The organism is Streptomyces sp. NPDC039462, assembly GCF_055639375.1.
Genome location: NZ_JBVKAO010000007.1, coordinates 504,676 through 527,084, shown reverse-complemented (window position 1 = coordinate 527,084; position 22,409 = coordinate 504,676). Strand labels below are relative to the sequence as shown.

Annotated in this window: 19 protein-coding genes; 10 read left to right on the top strand and 9 right to left on the bottom strand. The window is 72.8% G+C overall.

What is annotated here, in order from left to right; genetic code table 11:
- Nucleotides 1-17: 17 nt before the first annotated feature.
- Nucleotides 18-3,359 (bottom strand): BTAD domain-containing putative transcriptional regulator, encoded by a 3,342-nt coding sequence (locus ACZ7LU_RS33180; protein WP_471918827.1) that lies wholly within the window; start codon nucleotides 3,357-3,359, stop codon nucleotides 18-20.
- 44 nt (nucleotides 3,360-3,403) lie between these two features.
- Complete coding sequence (locus ACZ7LU_RS33175; RefSeq protein WP_471918826.1) at nucleotides 3,404-4,129, bottom strand: hypothetical protein; 726 nt, start codon at nucleotides 4,127-4,129, stop codon at nucleotides 3,404-3,406.
- A gap of 126 nt (nucleotides 4,130-4,255) precedes the next feature.
- Between ACZ7LU_RS33175 and ACZ7LU_RS33170 the strand changes: the two genes are divergently transcribed.
- The 3 genes from ACZ7LU_RS33170 (at nucleotide 4,256) to ACZ7LU_RS33160 (ending at nucleotide 8,826) form a co-directional block, all read left to right on the top strand.
- Complete coding sequence (locus tag ACZ7LU_RS33170; RefSeq protein WP_471918825.1) at nucleotides 4,256-6,202, top strand: trypsin-like serine peptidase; 1,947 nt, start codon at nucleotides 4,256-4,258, stop codon at nucleotides 6,200-6,202.
- Nucleotides 6,203-6,294: 92 nt separating this feature from the next.
- Nucleotides 6,295-7,929 (top strand): M1 family metallopeptidase, encoded by a 1,635-nt coding sequence (locus ACZ7LU_RS33165; protein ID WP_471918824.1) that lies wholly within the window; start codon nucleotides 6,295-6,297, stop codon nucleotides 7,927-7,929.
- A gap of 99 nt (nucleotides 7,930-8,028) precedes the next feature.
- Nucleotides 8,029-8,826, top strand: coding sequence for a site-2 protease family protein (locus ACZ7LU_RS33160; RefSeq protein ID WP_398297109.1), 798 nt, complete (start codon nucleotides 8,029-8,031; stop codon nucleotides 8,824-8,826).
- A gap of 21 nt (nucleotides 8,827-8,847) precedes the next feature.
- On the opposite strand, the gene ACZ7LU_RS33155 is transcribed toward ACZ7LU_RS33160, so the two are convergent.
- The 3 genes from ACZ7LU_RS33155 to ACZ7LU_RS33145 all read right to left on the bottom strand — a co-directional run bounded on the left by ACZ7LU_RS33155 (nucleotide 8,848) and on the right by ACZ7LU_RS33145 (nucleotide 10,993).
- Entirely contained in the window at nucleotides 8,848-9,045 is a 198-nt protein-coding gene (locus ACZ7LU_RS33155; RefSeq protein ID WP_398297111.1) for a hypothetical protein, read from the bottom strand.
- Between the two features lie 102 nt (nucleotides 9,046-9,147).
- Nucleotides 9,148-9,864, bottom strand: a complete 717-nt coding sequence (gene npdG / locus ACZ7LU_RS33150) for an NADPH-dependent F420 reductase (protein ID WP_398297113.1) — start codon at nucleotides 9,862-9,864, stop codon at nucleotides 9,148-9,150.
- Nucleotides 9,865-9,913: 49 nt separating this feature from the next.
- Nucleotides 9,914-10,993, bottom strand: coding sequence for a sialidase family protein (locus ACZ7LU_RS33145; RefSeq protein ID WP_471918823.1), 1,080 nt, complete (start codon nucleotides 10,991-10,993; stop codon nucleotides 9,914-9,916).
- 79 nt (nucleotides 10,994-11,072) lie between these two features.
- Here ACZ7LU_RS33145 and ACZ7LU_RS33140 point away from each other — a divergent pair, with 79 nt between their 5' ends.
- Complete coding sequence (locus ACZ7LU_RS33140; protein WP_468556140.1) at nucleotides 11,073-11,675, top strand: hypothetical protein; 603 nt, start codon at nucleotides 11,073-11,075, stop codon at nucleotides 11,673-11,675.
- A gap of 68 nt (nucleotides 11,676-11,743) precedes the next feature.
- A complete protein-coding gene (locus ACZ7LU_RS33135; protein ID WP_471918822.1) occupies nucleotides 11,744-13,027 on the top strand; it encodes an MFS transporter in 1,284 nt (427 codons plus the stop codon).
- Between the two features lie 449 nt (nucleotides 13,028-13,476).
- On the opposite strand, the gene ACZ7LU_RS33130 is transcribed toward ACZ7LU_RS33135, so the two are convergent.
- Nucleotides 13,477-13,710, bottom strand: coding sequence for a hypothetical protein (locus tag ACZ7LU_RS33130; RefSeq protein ID WP_471918821.1), 234 nt, complete (start codon nucleotides 13,708-13,710; stop codon nucleotides 13,477-13,479).
- A gap of 79 nt (nucleotides 13,711-13,789) precedes the next feature.
- Here ACZ7LU_RS33130 and map point away from each other — a divergent pair, with 79 nt between their 5' ends.
- Complete coding sequence (gene map / locus ACZ7LU_RS33125) at nucleotides 13,790-14,647, top strand: type I methionyl aminopeptidase (RefSeq protein WP_468716142.1); 858 nt, start codon at nucleotides 13,790-13,792, stop codon at nucleotides 14,645-14,647.
- A gap of 181 nt (nucleotides 14,648-14,828) precedes the next feature.
- The gene (locus tag ACZ7LU_RS33120; protein ID WP_398297125.1) at nucleotides 14,829-15,497 is read left to right on the top strand and encodes a heme oxygenase (biliverdin-producing); all 669 of its coding nucleotides are present in this window, start codon (nucleotides 14,829-14,831) and stop codon (nucleotides 15,495-15,497) included.
- A gap of 68 nt (nucleotides 15,498-15,565) precedes the next feature.
- Here the strand turns inward: ACZ7LU_RS33120 and ACZ7LU_RS33115 are convergent, their stop codons facing one another.
- From ACZ7LU_RS33115 to ACZ7LU_RS33105, 3 genes are read right to left on the bottom strand one after another with little or no spacing between them, the layout of a single operon-like run.
- A complete protein-coding gene (locus ACZ7LU_RS33115) occupies nucleotides 15,566-16,237 on the bottom strand; it encodes a PhzF family phenazine biosynthesis protein (protein ID WP_471918820.1) in 672 nt (223 codons plus the stop codon).
- A gap of 15 nt (nucleotides 16,238-16,252) precedes the next feature.
- Nucleotides 16,253-17,761: an HtaA domain-containing protein gene (locus ACZ7LU_RS33110; RefSeq protein ID WP_471918819.1), complete on the bottom strand. Its 1,509-nt coding sequence runs from the start codon at nucleotides 17,759-17,761 to the stop codon at nucleotides 16,253-16,255.
- A gap of 52 nt (nucleotides 17,762-17,813) precedes the next feature.
- Nucleotides 17,814-19,265, bottom strand: coding sequence for an HtaA domain-containing protein (locus ACZ7LU_RS33105; RefSeq protein WP_471918818.1), 1,452 nt, complete (start codon nucleotides 19,263-19,265; stop codon nucleotides 17,814-17,816).
- A gap of 135 nt (nucleotides 19,266-19,400) precedes the next feature.
- Between ACZ7LU_RS33105 and ACZ7LU_RS33100 the strand changes: the two genes are divergently transcribed.
- From ACZ7LU_RS33100 to ACZ7LU_RS33090, 3 genes are all read left to right on the top strand, one after another.
- On the top strand, nucleotides 19,401-20,414 hold the full coding sequence (locus tag ACZ7LU_RS33100) for a heme/hemin ABC transporter substrate-binding protein (RefSeq protein WP_471918817.1): 1,014 nt from the start codon (nucleotides 19,401-19,403) through the stop codon (nucleotides 20,412-20,414).
- A 77-nt stretch (nucleotides 20,415-20,491) separates the two neighbouring features.
- Nucleotides 20,492-21,556 carry a FecCD family ABC transporter permease gene (locus tag ACZ7LU_RS33095; RefSeq protein ID WP_471918853.1) on the top strand — a complete coding sequence of 355 codons (1,065 nt, stop codon included), beginning with the start codon at nucleotides 20,492-20,494 and terminating at the stop codon, nucleotides 21,554-21,556.
- Nucleotides 21,547-22,404, top strand: coding sequence for a heme ABC transporter ATP-binding protein (locus tag ACZ7LU_RS33090; RefSeq protein WP_471918816.1), 858 nt, complete (start codon nucleotides 21,547-21,549; stop codon nucleotides 22,402-22,404). The genes ACZ7LU_RS33095 and ACZ7LU_RS33090 overlap by 10 nt, the downstream gene beginning before the upstream one ends.
- Nucleotides 22,405-22,409 lie beyond the last annotated feature (5 nt).

Here is a 22,409-nt window from a genome sequence, read left to right as displayed (position 1 = left end):
CACGGTTCACCGTGGGGTCACTCGGCCCATGCTGCGCACAGGGCGGCGGTTTCTTCCAAGGAGAGGCCGCCGCCCTCCGCGTACGCCGCTTCGAACGCCTCGTCTCCGAGCGCGGCCCGGCACCGCTCCCGCGCGCCCGCGCGGATCTCCCGCTCCATCGTGTTCGCGAAGTGGCGGGGCGGCAGCTCCCGGTCGGCGACGGCCAGGATGCGCGCCGCGTCGCGCGCACGGGCGCCGCCATCCGACCCGCCCCCGGGCCCGGCCCCGGGCACTCCCCCGTCCCCGGCCAGCGTCATCGCGACGAGCGACAGCTGGACCGAGACCATCTGCGGGGCGACCAGCCGCGACAGCGGGTCGAGCGCCTTCTCGAAGGCCTCGCGCGCCCTGGCGAACCCCTCGGCGTACCGCCCGTCCAGTGCGTCGAGCCAGGCCCAGATGCCGAGCACGGAGCTGTCGAAGACCGCGTAACCGATGCCGTTGAACTCCTGCCGCAGCAGCCGCAGTTGCTCGCGCGCCTCGGCGGTGCGGCGGTCGTGGCCCAGTGCGCAGGCGAGGAAGAGCCGGGCGGCGGGCATGACCTCGCCCGTGTGGTGCCTGCCCGGTTCGGCGAGGATCTCCCGCAGCATCGCCTCGCCCCGGTCGAAGAGGTCCCGCCGCTCCGGCGAGTCCGTCAGGATCGCGCCGAGGCGGGCCTTGAGCAGGCCCATCTGGGTCTGGGCGCCGAGCTGTTCGGCATATTCGACGGCGGCTTCGTAGTCCTCGGCGGCCGCCGTGAACTCGCCGCGCCGCTCGCGTGATTCGCCGCGCGCGGAGAGCGCCTCCGCGATGCCCCACATGTCGCCGAGCCGCCGGAACCCGCGCAGCGCCTCGTCCGCGTCGCGGATGGCGTCGCCCGCCCAGTCGCCGCGGTTGGCGAGGATGTTGGCGCGCAGCTGGAGGGCGGCGGCGAGCTCCCAGTCGTATCCGAGGGCACGGCACGCGGCGACGGTCTCGTCGAGGGTGGCGCGCAGCAGGTCCATGTCGCCGCCGAGGAGCACGGCGTAGAACCAGAGGTTGCCGGGGGTGCGGCAGGTCTGCGGGAGGCCGGGCCGGTAGGCGCGCCTGATGCCGGCCAGCTTCTCCGTCGCCTCCGGCGACTGCCAGTCGACCAGTTCCAGCTCCATGCAGGACAGGAGGAGCAGATGCGCGCCTCGGCGGGCCTCCACCAGGAGCTCGGGGCTCATCGGCGGGGGCGCGGCCGTGCACGACTCGTGGAGCGGGGGCGCGGGGGCGACGGGCGGGGCGAAGGGGTCGGGGCCGAGGGCCGTGACGTCGCGGGCCCAGTTGCGGGTCTCCATGCGCATGCCGCGCATCTGCCAGTACCAGGAGAGGGACAGGACGAGGCAGAGCGCTTCCTGCTCGTCCCGTGCGGCGAGCGCGTGCCGCAGGGCGGTGCGCAGGTTCTCGTACTCCACCTCGAGGCGCCGCACGGCCGCCTGCTGGCCGCGGCCGCGCAGCTCGGGGTCGGTGGTCCTCGCGACCTCGCGGTAGTGCACGAGGTGCGCCCGCTCGGCCGCGGCCCGGTCACCGGCCTCGTCGAGCCGCTGACCTGCGTACTCGGCGACGGTCTCCAGGAGCCGGTAGCGCATGCCACTGCCGTACGCCTCCGAAGGGGCCGCCACGACAAGGGACTTGTCGACGAGGGAACCCAGCAGGTCGGCGACGTCGTACGTGCTGCCGGCGGCCGCGCACACCGCCTCCGCGGCGGTCAGGTCGCAGCCGCCCGCGAAGACCGAGAGCCGTCGCAGCACGGTCCGCTCGGCGTCGTCGAGGAGGTCCCAGGACCAGTCGACGACGGCCCGCAGCGTCTGCTGGCGGGGCAGGACCGTGCGGGCGCCGCTGGTGAGCAGGCGGAAGCGGTCGTCGAGACGGTCGGCGATCTGGCGCGGGGTGAGCAGCCGCAGCCGGGCGGCGGCCAGCTCGATGGCGAGCGGCAGACCGTCGAGCCTGCGGCAGATCTCGGCGACGGCCGCCGGATCCCCTTCGACGGTGAACCCCGGCCGCGCCGCGGCACCGCGCTCGGCGAAGAGCCGCACCGCCACCGGCTCGGGCAGCGGCTCGACGGGCCGCAGCGACTCGCCTGGTACGCCGAGGGGTTCACGGCTGGTGGCGAGCACCGTCAGGCCGGGGCAGCGGGCGAGCAGTTCGTCGGCGAGGCGGGCGGCGGCGTCGACGACGTGTTCGCAGTTGTCGAGGACGATCAGCATGCGGCGTGCGGCGCAGTGCTCGACGAGCCGGGCGACGGGGTCCTCGCCGTGCCGTTCGGCAAGGGCCCGCAGCTCCTCGGCGCCGGCGCCGCGCAGCACGGTCTCGCGGGCGCCGACCGCGGTGAGGACGGCCTCGGGGACGTCCGCGGGGTCATCGACCGGCGCGAGTTCGGCGAGCCACACGCCGTCCGGCAGGTCCGGGGCGACGGCCTCCGCGGCCTCCTGCGACAGCCGCGTCTTGCCGGCCCCGCCGGGCCCGAGCAGGGTCACGAGACGCGCCCGCCCGAGGTCGTCCCGCAGTGCGTCCATGTCGTCCTCGCGCCCGACGAACGACGTCAGCCGGGCCCGCAGATTCCCGGCAGGCCGGCCTCGCGCCGGAGCGGGCGGCGTCGCGCCGCCCTCCAACAACTCCTGGTGCAGCCTGCTCAGTTCGGGTCCGGGGTCGGCCCCGAGCCGCTCGGCGAGATCACGTCGTACGCCGTCGTACGCGGCGAGCGCCTCCGCCGGACGCCCCGTGTCGCGCAGTGCGCGCAGCCGCAGGACGTGCAGGGGCTCGTCGAGGGGGTGGGCCTCGCACAGCGCGGCGAGCTCGGGCAGGGCCCGTTCCGCCTCGCCCAGGGAGAGGGCCGCGGCCATCCGGGCGCGCCGGGCTTCGAGGTGGCGGGCGTGCAGGCGGGCGGCGTCCGCGGTGCGGTCCGGCAGGTCGGCGAGGGGTTCGCCGGTCCACAGGGCGAGCGCGTCGTCCAGGACGGCGGCGGCCTTCGCCGGGTCGCCGTCGGCCAGCGCGCGCCCGCCTTCGCCGACCAGCCGGTCGAACCGGAACGCGTCCACGTCGTCGGGGCGCGCGCCGAGCCGGTAGCCGCCGTCCACCGAGGCGACGGCGTCCGCGCCGAGGGCTCTGCGGAGCCGCCCGACCAGCGCCTGGAGGGCGCCGGTCGCGTCGGCCGGAGGTTCGCCGGTCCACACCTCCTCGACCAGGGCCGGGGCGGGGACGGGGCGTCCCGCGTGCAGGGCGAGCGCGGTCAGGAGGGCGCGCAGGCGGGCGCCGCCGACGGGAACGGTGGTTCCGTCGGCGCGGACGGCTCGGGTCGGCCCCAGGACGCGGTATCGCACGGGGCCATTGTCTCTTGGTGGCGGCGGCCGGCGGGACGAGGGCTTCACGGGCGGGTCAGCTTCCGTACGGCTCGGGTGCCCTGGTCCTCGCTGGTCACCGTGACCGTGCCCGCGCCCTCGTCGCCGTCCCACCAGTCGGCGAACGCCTTCCCCAGGGCGTCGAGGTTCTGCCGGGTCTTCTTGTCCTTGTACGTGAGGTAGTCCGTCGCCACGGTGACCGCGCCGGCGCCCTTCGCCCCGTATCCGATGGTGAGGTCCGTGACGTGCGGGGCGAGGCGCGCGCCGCCCGGGGAGTTCTTCGCCGTCCAGGAGCGGAACTCGTCCGCGAGGTTGGAGGGTTCGTCACCGTCGTACAGCGTGAGTGTCTTCGCGGTCTTCCCGCCCTGCCCGAGGATGCGGGCGCTCCCGGCCGCGGGGTCCTCGTCCCACCACTCCGTGAATGCCTCGGCGAGCGGCCCGACCTGCCCCTCCGCCTCGCCCCAGGGTCCGTAGTCCGTGAGGACCTTGACGACTCCGTCGCGGTCGCCGGGCCGGTAGTCGAGGCTGATGTGCAGGGCGTGGCCCGCGAGGGCGTCGTCGCGCTCCGAGTCGTTCGTCTTCAGCCAGCTGCGGAAACCGCGCAGCGGATTGGGGTCGTCCTTGGCGGCTCCGCTGTCACCGTCGCCGCCCCCGGAGCACCCCACGGCCAGGAGCAGCGCGCCTGCCGCGAGCACCCCGGCGCGCGTTCCGGTCCGGGCGAAGCGCCGCGTCGTCCCCACTGTTTTCTCCAAGCTGCTTTCTCCAAACAAATCGACACATCATCAGATGCATGCGTAACGTAACTTCTCGTTTGATGTGTACCAATCGGACTCCGGTTGCCCGGGGTCCGTTTTTCGTGGGGGAACACCACTGTGAGAATGAGACGCAGTCTGACTGCGACAGCCGCCGCGGCCGCGCTCCTGGCCGCCGCGGCTCCGGCGTGGTCCGCTCCGGACCCGACGCCGACCCCGCCGACGTCGTCGGGGAAGCCCTCGTCCAAGCCCTCGAAGTCGCCCTCCCAGGCCCCTGACCAGGGACTGGCCCGCACACTCGAGAAGTTCTGGACGCCGGAGCGCATGGCCGAGGCCGAGCCGGTCGAGCCGCAGCAGACCCGCGAGGCCGCGGCCGCCGAAGACGCCGAGGAGAAGGAGGACGCGGCGCCGCGCAAGGGCATGCTGCGCTCGCCCTCCCGCCCCTTCAAGGGCCGCAAGGAGGTCGGCACGTTCTACTGGGCCGAGAAGGCGGGCAACGACTTCCCGGACCGCTACGACTACCGCTTCTGCGGCGGCACCGTCGTCCCGTCCCCGGGCAAGAACCTGGTCGTGTCGGCGGCGCACTGCTTCGACAGCGGCGCCCGCCAGGAAAACTTGATCTTCGTGCCGCAGCACAGCGCGAGGAACCCCATGCCGCACGGCATGTTCCCCATCAAGAAGAGCCGCATCTTCAAGGACCCCGGCTACACCGGGTCCAAGAAGAGCGAGGAGAACTACACCGCGGTCGACGTCGCGTTCCTCGCCACCGAGCCGCGCGGCGACGGCAAGAAGGTCGAGGACGTCGTCGGGTCCGTCCCGATGGGCTTCAACACCGGCTTCCGCCACACCGCGCAGGTGATCGGTTACCCGTACATGTACGGCGGTGACCGCTACAAGCCGAAGCAGGACCCGCTCAGCTGCACCACGCCGACGAAGAAGTACGCCACCGGCAACGTCAAGGACAGCGGCGGCCGGCTCTGGCGCGGCGGCACCTTCACCGAGATCGACTGCGACGGCTATGTCGGCGGCACCTCCGGCGGCCCCTTCATCACGGCGGGCGGCGAGCCGGCGAAGCTGATCGGCGTCATCGGTGGCTGGATGACGGGCGGTCACAGCGCGGACACCTCGTACTCGTCGTACTTCGGCAAGGACGTCAAGCGGATCTACGACGCCGCGAAGGCGGGCAAGCAGCCGGCGAGCATCGATCCGCCGCCGATGACCGACCCGGTGCTGCCGGGCGCCGGCACGTGGAAGCGCGCCAAGACCATCGCCAACGGCCACTTCACGCTCGACGGGCCGGCCGCAGAGGACCGGACGGACATGCTCGTCATGGGGTCGGACGGCGCGCTGAGCCTCTACCGGGGCGCGGGCAAGGCCAAGAACCACTTCGACAAGGAGTTCAAGGTCCAGGGCCCGAGCGCCCTGTGGCGCGACCACGCCAAGCAGGTCGTCGCGGGCGACTTCACCGGTGACAGCGGCTCGGACCTGATCGTCCGCTGGTCGGACGGCGAGGTGACGCTCTACCCGTCGGTCGACGAGAAGGGCTTCCACGGCGAGTACCGGCTGGTCGCCAAGAACAGCACCTGGAAGCACGCCGAGGTGATGACCGCGGGCCGCTTCGGCGGCAACAAGCGGCAGGACGACCTGGTCGTGCGCTGGTCGGACGGCGAGGTCTCGCTCTACCGCGACACCGGCGGCAACAAGAAGCTCGGCAAGGAGATCAAGGTCGTCCCGCCGGGCTCCGCCAGGACCGGCACGTGGAAGCACGCCACCCGGATCGCCGCGGGCGACCACTCGGGCGACGACACCTGGGACCTCGTCGTGCGCTGGTCCGACGGCGAGCTGACGCAGTACCAGGACTTCACCGGCGCCGGCTCCCTCCGGGGCGAGCACAAGTGGCAGGCCCCGAACAGCCTGTGGAAGCGCGCCCTGATCGTCAGCGGCGGCGACTTCACCGACAACGCAAGGCCCGACGACACCATCGTGCGCTGGTCGGACGGCGAACTGACCCTCTACGCCGACGGCAACGCCTCCGGCGTCGGCGCGGAGAACCAGCTCGTGGCACCCGAGTAACGCGGGCAGATCCCCCTTGAAGCAAGGGGCGGCGGCAACCTCAGGGTGCCGCCGCCCCTCTTCCCCGTCGTGCAACAGGACGGAGCCCCCTCATGAAGCGCGCCCTCGCCAACGCGGCGGCCCTCTGCCTCGCCCTGACGGCATGCAGCGGCACGCAGCCCCCGGACGCCCCCGTACGGAAGTCCCAGCACCGCCTCCTGGAGCAGTTCCGCGCCTGGGCCCGCGACACCGGCGAGTCCCGCACGGCACGCCACGCGCAGGCCCTGTCCACGGTCGAAGTCACCGATTCCTCCTACGACGTGGAGGTGCGGACCGACCTGCCCGCGAAGTCGGCCGAGGCCAAGCAGGTCGCCGCACTCTTCCGCACCTGGTGGGACGGCGACGACGGCGACGGCACCGTGCGGGACTTCGTCCTGCTCGACGCAGGCGGGAAGCGCGTCGACGACCACCTGTTCCCCGCGCTCGGCAACGGCGGCTACGACGTCACGCACTACGCCCTGACCCTCGACTACACCCCGGACAGCAACCGGCTCACCGGCACCGCGGTGATCACCGCGCGGGCCACCCGGGACCTGCCCCGCTTCACCCTGGACCTCGCGGGCCTGCGCGTGCGCCGCGCCGACATCGACGGCTCCGAGGCCCGCGTCGGCAGGAGCGGGAACAAGCTGACGCTCACGCCCTCGCGCACCATCGCCGAGGGGAAGACCTTCAAGACCACCGTCCGGTACGCCGGGGTGCCCCGGATGCTCACGGCGAGCGACGGCGGCGACGAGGGCTGGATCGAGACGGACGACGGCGTGGCGGCGCTCGGCGAGCCCAGCGGCTCCATGACGTGGTTCCCCGGCAACCACCACCCGTCCGACAAGGCGACGTACGACATCGACGTCACCGTGCCGTCTGACTACACCGCGGTCAGCAACGGAACGCTGCACGAGACCCACAGGCGCGGCAAGCGCACCACGTTCCGCTGGCGCAACCGAGAACCCATGGCGAGCTACGTCGCGACCGTCGTCACCGGCGTCTTCGACGTCTCCACCGGTAAGACCGACGACGGCCTGCCTCTCTACACGGCCGTCGACCCCGACGAGGCGGACGGCCCCGTCGACGTCCCGGAGCTGGTGCCGGAGGTCCTCGACTGGGCCGCGGACCGCTTCGGCCCCTACCCCTTCTCCTCGGCCGGCGCCGTCGTCGACCACCTCCCCGACCTCCGCTACGCCCTGGAGACCCAGACCAAGCCGTACTTCGAAGAGGCCCCGGACGCCCTCCTCGTCGTCCACGAGCTGGCCCACCAGTGGTTCGGCAACAGCGTCACGCCCCGCTCCTGGCAGGACATGTGGCTGAACGAGGGCTTCGCGACGTACGCCGAGTGGCTGTGGGACGAGGAACACGGCGGCCCCACCGCGCAGGAGACCTTCGACTCCTTCTACGACGGGACGCACCCGGAGAGCGACGGCATCTGGGGCTTCCCGCCCGCCGACCCGCCGACCGCCGCGCGCGTCTCGGACTCGCCGGTGTACGGCAGGGGCGCCATGACCCTGCACCAGCTGCGCGAGGCCGTGGGCGAGCACGCCTTCTCCACCATCCTGCGCACGTGGGCGCGCGAACACCGGCACGGGAACGCCGACACCGAGCAGTTCATCGCCCTGTGCGAGAAGGAATCGGGCGAGGACCTCACGGACCTGTTCGACACGTGGCTCTTCTCGCCCAAGAAACCCGACGTCACCTGAGGCGGGAGCAGGAACCCGGCCCCCTCACCGGACGTTCTCACCGCACGGACCCGATAGCGTCGGGCACGCCAGGCCGTCGGACTCCAGGAGCCCCGCCCCATGACCACCGCCCCCATCCGCCGCAGCGACCGGCGGATCAGCCCCGTCTTCCTGGGGATCGCCGCCGTCACGGCGGTCTCCGGCTGGGCCGCCTGGACCGGCTTCGCGGACAACCCCGGGCTCGCCGTCTTCCTCTTCGTGACGGCCGCCTGGATCGTCTCGCTCTGCCTGCATGAGTACGCGCACGCGCGCACCGCCCTGCACAGCGGCGACATCTCCATCGGCGCGAAGGGCTATCTGACCCTCAACCCGCTCAAGTACACGCACGCCCTGCTCAGCATCGTGCTGCCGGTGCTGTTCGTGATCATGGGCGGCATCGGCCTGCCCGGCGGGGCGGTCTTCATCGAGCGGGGCAGGATCCGGGGCCGCTGGAAGCACAGCCTGATCTCGGCGGCCGGCCCCCTGACGAACGTGGCGTTCGCCGTCGTCTGCACCGCGCCGTTCTGGCTCGACGCCCTGGACGGCGTCCCCGACACCTTCCGGTACGCGCTCGCGTTCCTCGCCCTGCTCCAGGTGACCGCCGCGATCCTGAACTCCCTGCCCATCCCGGGCCTCGACGGCTACGGCGTGATCGAGCCCTGGCTCTCGCACCGGATCCGCCGCCAGGTGGAGCCGTTCGCGCCGTTCGGGCTGATCGCGGTCTTCGCCGTGCTGTGGATCCCGGAGATCAACCACGCGTTCTTCGACGCCATCGACGCGGTCCTCCGCGCCCTCGGCGTGAGCGAGTGGGACACCTACTGGGGCCAGGACCTGTACCGCTTCTGGCAGACCTCGGAGGAGATTCCCCCAGCGGCGTGAGTCAGTGCGCAGGCAGTCAGGTCAGTGTGCAGCAGGAGAGGCGGCCGCCGCGTCCCGCTCCAGCTTGGCCCGCCGCAGGTAGAACCACGCCATGTTCGACGAGAGCCCCGCGAGCAGCACCCACACGACACCGAGCCAGCTGCCCTGCACGAACGAGATCACGGCCGCGGCGACGGCGAGGGCGCAGACGACGAGGGCGTACACGGCGAGGCGGGGCATGGGGAACGGCTCCTGTCCGGTGAAGCGTGGCAAGCACGGTCGCGTACGCGTGCGCGTACGCAACCAGTGTCCCCCATGCCCGCCCCCGCCCGGCACGGGTCCCTACACGTCCGTGACCCGCAGCCCCGCGTGCGCCTTGTAGCGCCGGTTCACGGAGATCAGGTTGGCGACCAGGGACTCCACCTGATGGGCGTTGCGCAGCCGCCCGGCGAAGATGCCCCGCATGCCGGGGATGCGGGCGGCGAGTGCCTGGACCACGTCGGTGTCGGCGCGGCGCTCGCCGAGGACCATCACGTCGGTGTCGATCTCCTCGACGTCCGGGTCCTGGAGGAGGACGGCCGAGAGGTGGTGGAAGGCGGCGGTGACGCGCGAGTCGGGGAGCAGCGCGGCGGCCTGCTCGGCCGCGCTGCCCTCCTCGGGCTTGAGGGCGTACGCCCCCTTCTTGTCGAAGCCGAGCGGGTTCACGCAGTCCACGACGAGCTTGCCGCTCAGCTCCTCGCGCAGGGATTCCAGGGTCTTCCCGTGGCCCTCCCACGGCACGGCGACGATCACGATGTCGCTGCGCCGCGCGCACTCGGCGTTGTCGGCGCCCTCGACGCCGAGGCCCAGCTCGTCGGCGGCGGCCTGGGCCCGCTCCGCCGCGCGGGAGCCGATGATCACCTTCTGCCCGGCGCGGGCGAGCCGGTAGGCGAGGCCGCGCCCCTGGTCACCGGTGCCGCCGAGGACACCGACGACGAGCCCGGACACGTCGGGAAGCTCCCACGGATCCTTGGCGGGGGCCTTGGCGGGAGCGTTCTGCGCACTGTCTGTAGAGGTCATGGGGCGACCTTACGCACCGGTTCCGCACCCGGTGGTCACCGGTCAGGGGCTACCCGGCGAGTTCCGCCACCGGTATCCGGCGGAACGAGATCGTCTCGTAGGCGCTGAAGTCGCCGGTCTCGTAGAGGAGCCCGACGGTGTGCTCGTCGAGCCGTGTGAGATCGGAGTAGGCGGCCGGCAGCCCGTCGACCGTGTGGGCGGTCCGCCAGGTGGTGCCGCCGTCGGTGGAGCGGCGCACGGTCATCAGCGCGCGGAAGTCGGGGTCGGCGGGGCCGGAGAAGAGCAGTATGTCGGGGTCGCGCAGTTGCAGGACGCTGCACTCGACGACGGGGCCGGTGAGCGAGGCCTGCGGGCGGAACGGCTTGACGAGGCTCTGGCCGCCGTCGCGCGAGTGGGCGTCGGCGCGGTTGCCCGGCGCCGGGGAGTCGTTGCGGGTGTTGAGGTACAGGCGCCCGTCGGGGAGTTCGGCGGCGGTGGTCTCGTTGACGTTGATGTAGCCGTTGACGTTGTCGTCGATGTAGCCGATGCGCCAGGTGGCGCCGCCGTCGTCGCTCAGCAGGCAGTGCCCGCCGTTGTACTTGCCCTCGGTGCCGTTGTCGGTGCCGGTGGGCGGCAGGGAGTGGTTGGCGGGGACGACGACGCGGCCCGTGGTGAGCTGCACGGCGTGCCCGGGCGTGGTCGCGTACCACCGCCAGTTCGTCCGCTTCACCTGGCCGGTGATCTCGCGCGGCGCCGTCCAGGTGAGGCCGTCGTCGTCGCTGTGCTGCACCCAGACGCGGCGTCCGTTGGCCGCGGAGACCTTGCCGCGGCGGATGGCGTCCTCGGTGGCCGCGGCGGCGTTGCGCACGTGGACGAGGAGGACGCGGCCGGTGTCGAGGACGACGGGCGCGGGGTTGCCCGCGAGGTCGGCGCCGTTCTTGCCGACGACCTGGAGGGGGCCCCAGGTGCGGCCGCCGTCGGCGGAGCGTTTGAGGACGATGTCTATGTTGCCGAAGTCCTCCGAGGAGCCGACGCGGCCCTCACAGAAGGCGAGGACGGTGCCGGAGGCCGTGGTGACGACGGCCGGGATGCGGAAGCTCGCGTATCCCTCGCGGCCCGCGCGGAAGGGAACAGACGTCTCATAAGTCATCCTCCGCGCCTCCCCATCCCGGGGGAATTCGCGGTGAACTCCCGGTGACGACTGGCATGTTGGGGCAGGATGCCTCGCCATGGACGCCGTACGGGTCGCGCTGCTGCGCGAAGTGCTCGCCGGGACCGAGTGGCTCGGCGCCACCCGCCGCTTCGCGGGGACGCTGCGGTCCTCCGTCGTGCCGCACGGCGGCGGGCTGCTGCTCGTGGGCACGGCGGCGTACGAGCCGTGGCACCTGGCCGCGCACCTGGTCGACGAGGCGGCCTGGTCGGGCACGCCGGAGCTCACCCCGACGCTCGTACGGCACCGGGTGCGCGCCACGGATCCCGCGCACCTGTCGACCGGGCTCGGCCGCATCGAGGCGGCGCGGCGCGGCGAGACGCTGCTCGTCGTGGCGCCGGACGCGCCGGATCCGGAGCTGCTCACGCGGGTGCACGACGCGCGGCGCGCGGGGGCGACGGTGCTGGCGCTCGGCTCCGGCGACCGGGACCTGGGCGCCCTGTCGCACGAGGCGCTGGCGGTGCCCGAGACGACCGACCTCGACCTCGACACGGTCCAGCACCTGGTGAGCGCGGCCGCCGGGGAGAACGCGCTGCCCGAGCCGCGGGGCCGCAGGCGGCTGCGCGACCGCCTGTCCCGCCTCGCCGACCAGCTGACGTCGCCGCCGCCGGCGCGGTGGTGACGTGCCGCGCCCGCGCGGAGCGTAATTCGGTTGCTCGCGGCACCGGACCGCCCTGAACATGGCTTTTCGTGCCTCTCTCCGCGATACTGCCCGATCTCTCCCCCTGGCGTTCCACGCGCGACTTCCGCTTGCTGTGGATCCAGGGCCTCGTCACGTACTTCGGCAGCTTCATGGCGATGGTGGCCCTGCCGCTGCAGATCAAGGAGCTGACGGACTCGCCGGTCGCGGTCGGTGCGATGGGCGCGGTCGAGCTGGTGCCGCTGATCGTCTTCGGGCTCTACGGCGGCGCGCTCGCCGACGCCGTGGACCGGCGCAAGGTGATCCTCCTGACCGAGGCGGCGCTGGGCCTGCTGGCCGTCGTCCTGTTGGTGAACGCGCTGCTGCCCGACCCGATGCTGTGGCCGCTGTACGTCGTCGCGGCGGGCGTCTCCGCCCTCGCCGGCCTGCAGCGTCCCGCGCTCGACTCCCTCATGGCGCGGATCGTGCCGCACCACCAGCTGACGGCGGCCGCCGCGCTGAACTCCCTGCGCTGGAACGTGGGGGCCATCGCGGGCCCCTCGCTCGCCGGCCTCGTCGTGGCGTACGCCGGGCACGCCTCCGCGTACGCGATCACGATCGGCTGCTTCGCGGTCTCCGTGCTCCTGTGCACCCGCCTCTCCCCCGCGCCGGCCGCGCACGACGCGGAGAAGCCGTCGCTGAAGGGCCTGGCGGAGGGGGCGCGGTACGCGTGGTCGCGGCCGGTGCTGCTCGGTACGTACGCGATCGACATGGCGGCGATGTTCTTCGCCTTCCCGAACACGATCTTTCCGTTCCTCGCGGACGACCTGGACGCGGAGTGGGCGCTCGGCCTGATGTACGCGGCGGGGGCGGTCGGCTCGCTGCTGTTCAGCCTCACCAGCGGGTGGACGTCGCGGGTGCGGCGGCACGGGCTGCTCGTGGTCTTCGGCGCGGCGGGCTGGGGTCTCGCGGTCACGGCGGCGGGCTGGTTCTCGAACATCTGGGTGGTGCTCGGCTGTCTCGCGCTCGCGGGCGCGGGCGACATGGCGAGCGGTCTCGGCCGCTCCACGATCTGGAACCAGACCATCCCGGACGAGCTGCGGGGCCGGCTCGCCGGGATCGAGGTCCTGTCGTACAGCGTGGGTCCCCAGCTCGGCCAGGTCCGCGCGGGCGCGGCGGCGGGCTGGACGGGCACGCGGCCCGCCATCTGGTCGGGCGGCCTGGCCTGCGTGGCCTCGGTCGGCGTCCTCGCGACACTCCTGCCACGGCTCGTGTCGTACGACGCAACGACGGACCCGGACGCGAGACGACGCCGCGAGGAGGGCGAGAGGACGGCGGAGGCGGTGGCCCCCTGACGGGGGGGCCGGGCGGAGGGGGGCGCCCCCTCGACGGGGGGGCGGGCCGGGCGGAGGCGGGGCGCCCCTGACGGGGGCGGGCCGGGCGGAGGCGCATCGCCGCCGACGGGGGCGGGCCAGGCGAAGGCGCATCAGCTCCCCGGCGGGGGGCCGGACAGAGACGGATCGCCCCCCGACGGGAGCGTGGCCAGGCAAAGGCGCATCAGCTCCCCGACCGGAACGGACCGGACAGAAGCGGATCGCCCCCCCGACAGGGGCAGACCAGGCGAAGGCGCATCGGCTCCCCGACCGGAACGGACCGGACAGAGGCGGATCACCCCCCCGACGCGGGCGGGCCAGGCGAAGGCGCATCGGCTCCCCGACCGGGAACGGGCCGGGCGGAGGCGGGGCGTCCCCCGACGGGGGCGGGCCGGGTGGAGGCGGTCGTGCCCCGCGGGGGCGTCGGGGGGTCAGTCGGCCTTGTCGTCGCCGCGGGCCGTCGTGTCGTGCCAGCGGGGGTCGTTCTCCCACTGGAGATTCCGCTCCGCGGCCGTCCGCATCGCGTGCTCCGCCTCCTGGCGCGAGGCGTAGGGCCCCATCCGGTCCTTGCCGGGGCAGTCGGGCCCCTCCTCGACCTTCTGGTGCTCCAGGCAGTAGAACCACTCGCCCGGCTTGCCGACGGTCCGCTTCTTGAACAGCGCCATGCCCCGCTCCTTCCGTCCCCGATCGGGTCACATTCTCTGAGGCCATGCTGCCCCACGACGGCTGGCTAGACTCGCTCACATGTCTGGCCAGTCACTGCTCGTCCCAGGGGAGCTCTCCCCCATCCGTTCCGTACCCGGCAACATCAGGCGCCCCGAGTACGTGGGGAAACCCGCGCCGACCCCGTACACGGGGCCCGAGGTGCAGACCCCCGAGACCATCGAGCTGATGCGCACCGCGGGCCGCATCGCCGCCCGCGCCATGGAAGAGGCCGCGAAACACATCGCGCCCGGCGTGACCACCGATGAGCTGGACCGCGTCGCGCACGAGTACATGTGCGACCACGGCGCCTACCCCTCGACGCTCGGCTACCGCGGCTTCCCGAAGTCGCTGTGCAGCTCGGTCAACGAGGTCATCTGCCACGGGATCCCCGACTCCACCGTCCTGAACGACGGCGACATCATCAACCTCGACGTGACGGCCTACATCGGCGGCGTGCACGGCGACAACAACGCCACCTACCTCGTCGGCGACGTCGACGAGGAGTCCAGGCTGCTCGTGGAGCGGACCCGGGAGGCCCTGAACCGCGCCATCAAGGCCGTCAAGCCCGGCCGCCACATCAACGTCATCGGCCGGGTCATCGAGTCGTACGCCAAGCGCTTCGGTTACGGCGTGGTGCGCGACTTCACCGGCCACGGCATCAACACGTCCTTCCACTCCGGCCTGATCGTCCCGCACTACGACAGCCCGCACGCCACGACGCTCATCCAGCCCGGCATGACGTTCACGATCGAGCCGATGCTGACGCTCGGGACGTACGAGTACGACATGTGGGAGGACGGCTGGACCGTCGTCACGAAGGACCGGAAGCGGACCGCTCAGTTCGAGCACACGCTGGTGGTGACGGCGACCGGGGCGGAGATCCTCACGCTGCCCTGAGGACGGGCCCGGCAGTGATGCGGAAGATCGCTGAACGGGAGGTTCCGGGGGTCGGGAGCGGGTAAGTCTTTTACCGACAGGGTGTCGGGAACCGGTTGACTTAGGTAAGCCTAACTTGCATGATCTGCAGAGGTCACCGGTTTCCGCCGCCCCGTCCTTCCCGGCTCCCCTGGAGGTCTTCATGGACTCGCCGCTCACGCCCTTCTCGACGGTCATCCGCACGGCGTCGCACGAGCAGCACACCGAGGCCGAGACCTCGACCTTCATGAGCGACCTCCTCGGCGGCGGGCTCGGCGTCGACGCGTACACGCGCTACACCGAACAGCTCTGGTTCGTGTACCGCGCCCTGGAGGACGGCGCGCAGGCCCTGCGCGAGGACCCCGTCGCGGGACCCTTCATCCGGCCCGAGCTGCACCGCGTCAGCGAGCTGGAGCGCGACCTCGCGCACCTGCGGGGCGCGGACTGGCGCGCCGGCCTCACCCCGCTGCCCGCCACGGAGGCGTACGCGGCACGGATCGCGGAGTGTGCGCGCACCTGGCCCGGCGGCTATGTCGCCCACCACTACACGCGCTACCTCGGCGACCTCTCCGGCGGCCAGATCATCCGCGGCAAGGCCGAGCGGACCTGGGGCTTCGCCCGCAAGGGCGACGGCGTGCGGTTCTACGTCTTCGAGGGGATCCCCAACCCGGCCGCGTTCAAGCGGGGCTATCGCGAACTGCTCGACGGGATCGACGTGGTGGTCACGGACGACTTGGAGAAGCGGCGGATCGTCGACGAGTGCAAGTTCGCTTTCGCTTTGAATACGGCGGTGTTTCGTGAGCTCGGGGAAGAGTTTCCGCTCAGCGCCTGACGGGGTGACGACTCGGGGGCTCTGCCCCCGGACCCCCGCTCCTCAAACGCCGGAGGGGCTGGAAATACTCAGGCTCCGGAGGGGCTGAGAATGTTGCTGGATTGTCTGACCCGGCCGCCGACCTCGATCACGTTTCCCGGGCCCGGGGCCGTCAGGAGTTGGGAGCCGTGGCCCTGGGTGATGTTGAGGGCGCGGCTCAGTTCGTGGGTGAGCAGGAGTGCCGCCGCGCCCGTCGCCTCGTCCTCGTCGATGCCGTCGCCCCGCCCGGGGAAGCCCCTCGCGCGCACGCGGCCCGCTGCCTCGTCCTCCCAGGCCCAGGCGTAGATCCACTCCCCCGGCGGCGGCACGTCGAGCGCGTCGACCTCCGCCGCCGTCCCGTACTGCCGCAGCGTCCTCGGCGGCGCCCAGTCCGCGCGTGCCGTGATCCAGCTGAACTCGCCGTCGTGGCGCGCCTCCACCACACCCGCGGGTGTCACCAGCTCCGGCACGTCGAGCAGCCAGGCCGTGCCGACGCAGGGGTGGCCGGCGAAGGGCAGCCTGAGCGTCGGCGTGTAGATGTCGATGACGCCGCGCTCGGGGTCGTCGACGAACACCGTCTCGCTGAAGCCGAGTTTCCCTGCGTACGCCTGGCGGTCCGCCAGAACAGGCATGCGGGCCCCGTCGCGCACGACACCGAGTTCGTTGCCGTGCCGACCGTCGGGCCCGCAGAACACACGCAGTACGTCGAAGGGTTCAGTCACCCTCGCATTCAAGCATCACACCGCTGCGGCGCTCCCCCGCCGCCGGGCCGCGACGACCGCGCCCGCGCCCGCCGCGAGCGCCACGCCCGCCACGCCGAGCAGCGCGGTGGAGGGGACCGATGAGCCGGTGTCCGCCAGCGAGCCCGAGCCGCCGACGGAACCGCCGCCGCCCACGGAGCCGGCACCGGAGACGGACGAACCGGAGGCCGTTGCCCCGGTGTTGCCGCCGGCCGGGAGCATCGCGCCCGCCGATGAGGACAGCGCCACCGTCACCGGGTCGAGCTTCTCGCCCGGCCGGTACGGGGAGCCGGTCGTGTCGTTGGCGAACTGCTTGGCGCCCGCCGCCGTCAGGGTCGCGGGCACCTTGTCGAACAGCACGACGTCGTTCTTCGCCTTGTACGAGACCCCGGAGAGGTCGAGCGCGGCGAACTTCACGTCGTTGTTCTTGCCCTGGGGCGTGGTGACGTCGGCGAGCAGGGTGCCCTTGGCGCCGTTCGCCCGCACCTTGAGGTCGCTGAACTTCATGTCGATGCCGTGCGCCTTGTACGTGAAGCGGACGCTGCCGCCGAAGGAGGCGTCGGCCTTCTTGGCGGCGGAGTCCAGCTCCGCCTTGGCGTACGGGAACCGGTAGCCGTCGGAGATCTTCTTGGCGCCGCCCGCGACGGTCGCCTTCCCACCGGTGGAGATGTACTTCCGGAAGCTCTCCTTCAGCCCCCAGGAGAGGCGGCCGCCGACGACATCGCCCGTGGACTGCTGCGACCCCTGCGACGTGGTGGGCTTCGAGGCCTTGCCGGGCTCGGACGGGCCGTCGGTCGGCTTCTTCGTGGGGCGCTGCGTGGGCTTCTGGGTCGGCTTCTCCGTGGGCTTCTGCGTCGGCTTCTGCGTGGGCGTTTCGGTCACCGGTCCGCCCGCCGTCACCGTGAGCGTGGCCGGGTCGAGCTTCTCGCCCGCCTCGTACATGCCGTTGAACGCCTTCGCGCCGTCCGCGGTCAGCGCCGCCGGGATGTCCTTGAAGACCATCGCGCCGCCCTCGCCCTGCCCGGGCCTGACCGTGCTCAAGTCGAGCGCGGCGAGGTCGATGTCGTTCTGGACGGAGCCGTTCAGCGTCACGTCGGCCTGGATGGCACCGGTCTTGCCCTGGGTGCGGACCTTGACGTCGGTGACGCCGATGTCGAAGCGGTGGAGGGTGGAGGTGAAGCGGACGCTGCCCTTGAAAGCGGTGTCGGTGGCGTGCGTACCGGTGTCGTACGTGCCCTTGCCCCCGGAGAACGTGAACACCCCGTTGTCCGCGGCCTGCCGGGCGCCGTCCTTGGCCTCGATCTTGCCGTGGGCCATGCCCGTGACGTACTTCCGGAAGGACTCCTTCAGGCCCCACTCCAGCGTGCCGTCCTTGAGCTCCAGCTTCGGCGGGGCGGCCGGGGCGGCGTCGGCGGCGACCGCCGGGAGCGTGAGGGCGCTCGCGCCCAGGGCGACGGCGGTCGCGACGGCTGCCGCGAGGACGGTGGGGCGACGGGTGGCGGCCATGATCAGGCTTCTCCTTGAGAGGGGGAGGAGGGGGCAGGCAACAGTGAGGTGGTCAGGCGTCCGGGGTGTCCCGCGTGTCCGGCGTCGCGCGCTTCTTGCGTACGACTCCGAAAGCGACCGCCGCGGCGAGCAGGACCGCGACGCCTGCGCCGACACCGATCGGCACGGCGTTCGACGAGGAGTCGGAGGACTCGGCGGCGTTCTCGGTGCGGGGCGCCGCCGCGGTCTTCGAAGAGTTCGGGTCCGGCTTCGGGGTCGGCTCCGACGCGGAGTTCGCGGACGAGCCGAGGTCCGGCAGCGCGGGGAGTTCCGCGTCGGCGTCGAGGGCGACGGCGAGTGAGAGCGGGTCCATGGCGGAGCCCGCCTTGTACATGCCGCCGAACGCCTTGGCGCCCTCGGCGGTGAGCTTCGACGGAACTTCGGTGAGGGAGACGAGGCCGTCCTTCGGCCGCAGCTCCTTCGCGGGGAAGGTGATCAGCGGGGCGTTCTTGAGGGTGGTGCCGCGGTCGCCCTTGCCGTCGACGTCCGCGGTGAGCGTGCCCTTGCCGTCCTCGATCTCGACGGCGACCCCGGCGAGCGTCAGGTCGAGGCCGTGTTCGCCGGTGAAGCGGACCGCCCCCGCGAAGTCCGCGGTGAGGGTGCCCTTCTTCTCGTCGTACGTCCCCTTGCCCCTGGGGAAGCGGAAGAGCGCGCCGCCGTCCTGGGCGCCGGCGGACAGCTTCCACTCGCCCTTGGCGATGGGCCCGGTGACGTACTCGCGGAAGGTGCGGCGCACGCCCCAGTCGACGGCGGCGTCCTCGATGCGGCCGGTCCGGCCCGCCTCCGCCTTCTTCTTCCCGCTCTTCGCGCCCTTGCTCTTCGGGGGGCTCTTGGCGACGAGGTCCGTCGACAGGCTCACCGGGTCGAGGGCGGTGCCCGCCGTGTAGTAGCCGGCGAAGGCCTTCGCCCCCTGTGAAGTGAGCGTCGCGGGAAGGTTGGTGAGGGCGATCGGGCCGGTGCCGCCCTTCATGTCGATGCCGGAGATGTCGAGCGAGGCGAGCGGCACCTGCGCGGTCCTGGTGACCTTGCCGGTGCCCTTCTCCTTGCTGACCATGTCGGCGTAGAGCGTGCCGGAACCGCCGGAGACCTTCACCGTGGGGCGGCTGACGGTGAGGTCGAGTTCGTACGAGCCGCCCTTCTTGTGCCCGGTGAAGCGCACCCCGCCCGAGAACCCCGCGGTGAACGCCCCGCTGTCCGGGTCGTACGAGCCCTTCGCCGAGTGGAAGCGGAACTGGCTCCCGCCGACCGTGGCCGCACCCCCTTGCAGGGTGGAGGCGCCGCGGGCGATGGGTCCCGTGACGTAGCTCTGGAAGGAGGACTTGATGCCCCAGTCGAGCCGTCCGCCCCGGACCGTGCGGTCCTCGGCGTGCGCGGCGGCCGCCGGGAGCAGCGCTCCGACGAGTGCGGTGAGCACGGCCACGGCTCCGGCGCGAACGGTGGCACGCGCCTGTCCGGACGACGGCATGGGACCCCTCCAGCGGTCTGGCGAATTAGGTAAGGCTAACCTAAACTACGAACGCTCCGGGCTGGAACCCCCAACCGGAACCCAGCCCTCGGAGCAGACCTCAACAGCTCGACAGGACGGTGGACTTCGGTGCGTATGCCGCGCTCACTCCGCATCGCCGGCGCATGGGCCGCCGTGCTCGCCCTCGGTCTCACCGGGTGCGGAACGCCGGACGGCGACGGCGGCCCCCACGCGCGGCGGGCGCAGGCGAAGACCTCCGCGCCCGACCGGGTCGAGCCGCTGAAGACCGAGCCGAAACCCGTGCTCCCCGCCACCGTCACCTCCACCGACGGCCACAAGGTGACGGTGAAGGACACCCGTCGCATCGTGCCGCTCACCGGCAGCCTCAACGAGATCGTCTTCACCCTGGGACTCGGCAGGAACGTCGTCGCCCGCGACATCACCGCCACCTTCGAGCAGGCGAAGAAGCTGCCGGTGGTGACCCGCGCACACGACGTCTCGGCGGAGAGTGTGCTCTCCCTCAAGCCGACCGTCGTCCTCGCGGAGACCACCACCGGGCCCGCCGAGGCCGTCGACCAGATCCGTGACGCGGGCATCCCCGTCGTCGTCCTCGACCCCGCGAAGAGCCTCGACGACGTGGGCCCGCGCATCGAGGCGGTGGCCGACGCGCTGGGCGTGCGGAAGGCGGGCGCCGAGCTGACGGAGCGCACGCGGCAGCGGATCGCGGCGGTCCGCGAGGACATCCCGGCGGGGAAGGGGAAGAAGAAGCCGCGGGTCGCCTTCCTCTATCTGCGCGGCTCGGCCTCCGTCTATCTGCTCGGCGGGCGCGAGTCCGGGGCGAGTTCGCTCCTGGAGGCGGCGGGCGCGGTCGACGCGGGCAAGGAGTCCGGGCTGCGCAAGGACTTCACGGCGATCACGAGCGAAGCGCTCGCGAAGGCCGCGCCCGACGCGATCCTGGTGATGCGTAAGGGACTCGCGTCGGTGGACGGCGTGGACGGCCTCCTGAAGGTCCCGGGCGTCGCCGAGACCCCCGCGGGCCTGGACCGGCGCGTCGTCTCCATCGACGACGGCGTGCTCCTCAACTACGGGCCGCGCACCGACCAGGTGCTGAAGTCCCTGGTGGAGCAGTTGTACGGGGACGCCGAGTGAGCGTGCTCGCCAAAGCCAAAGCCAAAGCCAAAGCCGCAGACACGGACGCGGGCACGGACACGGACGTGGCCCCGGACGTGTCCGCCCCCACGCCGGACGGCGCGGTCCCCCGCCGCCGCGGTGCCGCCCTCACCCTGACCGCGGCGCTCGCCGCCGTCCTCGTCCTGCTCTGCCTGCTCTCCGCGGGCACCGGCGCGTACGACATCCCCCTCGGTGACGTCGTCTCCTCCGTCCAGCACCGCCTGGGGCTCGGCGGGTCCGCGCTCGACCGGGTCGGCGAGAGCGTGCTGTGGAACGTGCGGCTGCCGCGCGTCGTGCTCGCCCTCCTCGTCGGCGCCTCGCTCGGCTGCGCGGGCGCGCTGATGCAGGGCGTGTTCGGCAATCCGCTCGCCGAGCCCGGCGTCATCGGGATCTCGTCGGGCGCCGCGGTCGGCGCCGTCGCCTCCATCGCGCTCGGCCTCGGCTTCCTCGGGAACTGGACGGTGACCGTCTGCGCGTTCGTCGCCGGGCTCGCGACCGTCCTGCTGGTGTACGCGATGTCGCGCGAGGGCGGCCGCACGGAAGTCGTCACGCTGATCCTCACCGGCATCGCGGTGAACGCCTTCGCGGGCGCCCTCATCGGCCTGTGCATCTTCTTCGCGGACAACGCGCAGATCAGCCAGATCACCTTCTGGCAGCTCGGCTCGCTCGCCCAGGCGACCTGGCCGAAGGTGCTCGCCGTCCTGCCCTGCGCGCTCGTCGGGCTGGCCGTCGCGCCGTTCCACGCGCGGCAGTTGGACCTGCTCGCGCTCGGTGAGCGGCCCGCCCGGCACCTGGGCGTGGACGTGGAGCGGCTGCGGCTCGTCCTCGTCCTCGTGGTGGCCCTGCTGACCGCGGCCGCGGTGGCCGTCGCCGGGATCATCACCTTCGTCGGCCTCCTCGTGCCGCACCTGCTGCGGATGGCCGCGGGCCCCGGGCACCGCTTCCTCGTGCCCGGCAGCGCGCTCGGCGGCGCGCTGGTCCTCGTCGCCGCCGATCTGGCCGCGCGCACGGTGGCCGCGCCCGCCGAGCTGCCGCTGGGCGTGCTCACCGCGCTCCTCGGCAGCCCGTTCTTCTTCTGGCTGCTCCGCAGGACCCGTCGCAGGCAGGGTGGTTGGGCGTGATCGGACAGCTGAGCAGGAGGCTCTTCGGGGGGCGGGAGCGCGTGCTGCCCGGGCCCGTCGCGCGCGGGGACGTCCTCGCCGAGGCCGAGGGGCTGCGGGTGCGGCTCGGCGGGCGCGAGGTGCTCCGCGGGGTCTCGCTCGCCGCCCGCGCGGGCGAGGTGCTCGCCCTGGTCGGCCCCAACGGCGCGGGGAAGTCCACCCTGTTGGCCGCGCTGGCCTCCGACCTCCCGGCCGACGAAGGAGTCGTACGCCTCTGCGGCCGGCCCGCCCCCGACTGGCCCGCGCCCGAACTCGCCCTGCGCCGGGCCGTGCTGCCGCAGTCCGCGGCGCTCTCCTTCCCCTTCCCGGTGGCGGAGGTCGTACGGATGGGCCGCGCGCCCTGGGCCGGGACCCGGGCGGCGGACGACGACGACCGGGTGGTGCGCGAGTCGATGGCGGCCACCGAGGTGGGCGGCTTCGCCGCGCGCCCCTTCTCCGCGCTCAGCGGCGGTGAGCGCGCCCGGGTCGCGCTGGCCCGCGTTCTCGCCCAGCGCGCCCCGCTGCTGCTGCTCGACGAGCCGACCGCCGCGCTCGACCTGCGCCACCAGGAGCTGGTGCTGCGCATCTGCCGGGAGCGGGCGGCCGCAGGGGACGCGGTCGTGGTGGTCCTCCACGACCTGGGCCTCGCGGCGGCGTACGCGGACCGGGTCGCGGTGCTGCGCGGCGGGACCGTCGCGGCGGAGGGCACCCCCGGCGACGTGTTCGAGGCGACGCTGCTCTCCGAGGTGTACCGGCAGCCCGTCGAGGTGTTCCCGCACCCGCGCACGGGCGCCCCCGTGGTGGCCCCGCTCAGGGACGGCGGGCGGTAACGGGA

Bases quoted from the DNA above. Each gene is read 5' to 3' on its own strand.
- ACZ7LU_RS33170 (WP_471918825.1), top strand. From the start codon at position 4,256: ATGAGACGCAGTCTGACTGCGACAGCCGCCGCGGCCGCGCTCCTGGCC.
- ACZ7LU_RS33165 (WP_471918824.1), top strand. From the start codon at position 6,295: ATGAAGCGCGCCCTCGCCAACGCGGCGGCCCTCTGCCTCGCCCTGACG.
- ACZ7LU_RS33160 (WP_398297109.1), top strand. From the start codon at position 8,029: ATGACCACCGCCCCCATCCGCCGCAGCGACCGGCGGATCAGCCCCGTC.
- ACZ7LU_RS33155 (WP_398297111.1), bottom strand. From the start codon at position 9,045: ATGCCCCGCCTCGCCGTGTACGCCCTCGTCGTCTGCGCCCTCGCCGTC.
- npdG (WP_398297113.1), bottom strand. From the start codon at position 9,864: ATGACCTCTACAGACAGTGCGCAGAACGCTCCCGCCAAGGCCCCCGCC.
- ACZ7LU_RS33145 (WP_471918823.1), bottom strand. From the start codon at position 10,993: ATGACTTATGAGACGTCTGTTCCCTTCCGCGCGGGCCGCGAGGGATAC.
- ACZ7LU_RS33140 (WP_468556140.1), top strand. From the start codon at position 11,073: ATGGACGCCGTACGGGTCGCGCTGCTGCGCGAAGTGCTCGCCGGGACC.
- ACZ7LU_RS33130 (WP_471918821.1), bottom strand. From the start codon at position 13,710: ATGGCGCTGTTCAAGAAGCGGACCGTCGGCAAGCCGGGCGAGTGGTTC.
- map (WP_468716142.1), top strand. From the start codon at position 13,790: ATGTCTGGCCAGTCACTGCTCGTCCCAGGGGAGCTCTCCCCCATCCGT.
- ACZ7LU_RS33120 (WP_398297125.1), top strand. From the start codon at position 14,829: ATGGACTCGCCGCTCACGCCCTTCTCGACGGTCATCCGCACGGCGTCG.
- ACZ7LU_RS33110 (WP_471918819.1), bottom strand. From the start codon at position 17,761: ATGGCCGCCACCCGTCGCCCCACCGTCCTCGCGGCAGCCGTCGCGACC.
- ACZ7LU_RS33105 (WP_471918818.1), bottom strand. From the start codon at position 19,265: ATGCCGTCGTCCGGACAGGCGCGTGCCACCGTTCGCGCCGGAGCCGTG.
- ACZ7LU_RS33100 (WP_471918817.1), top strand. From the start codon at position 19,401: ATGCCGCGCTCACTCCGCATCGCCGGCGCATGGGCCGCCGTGCTCGCC.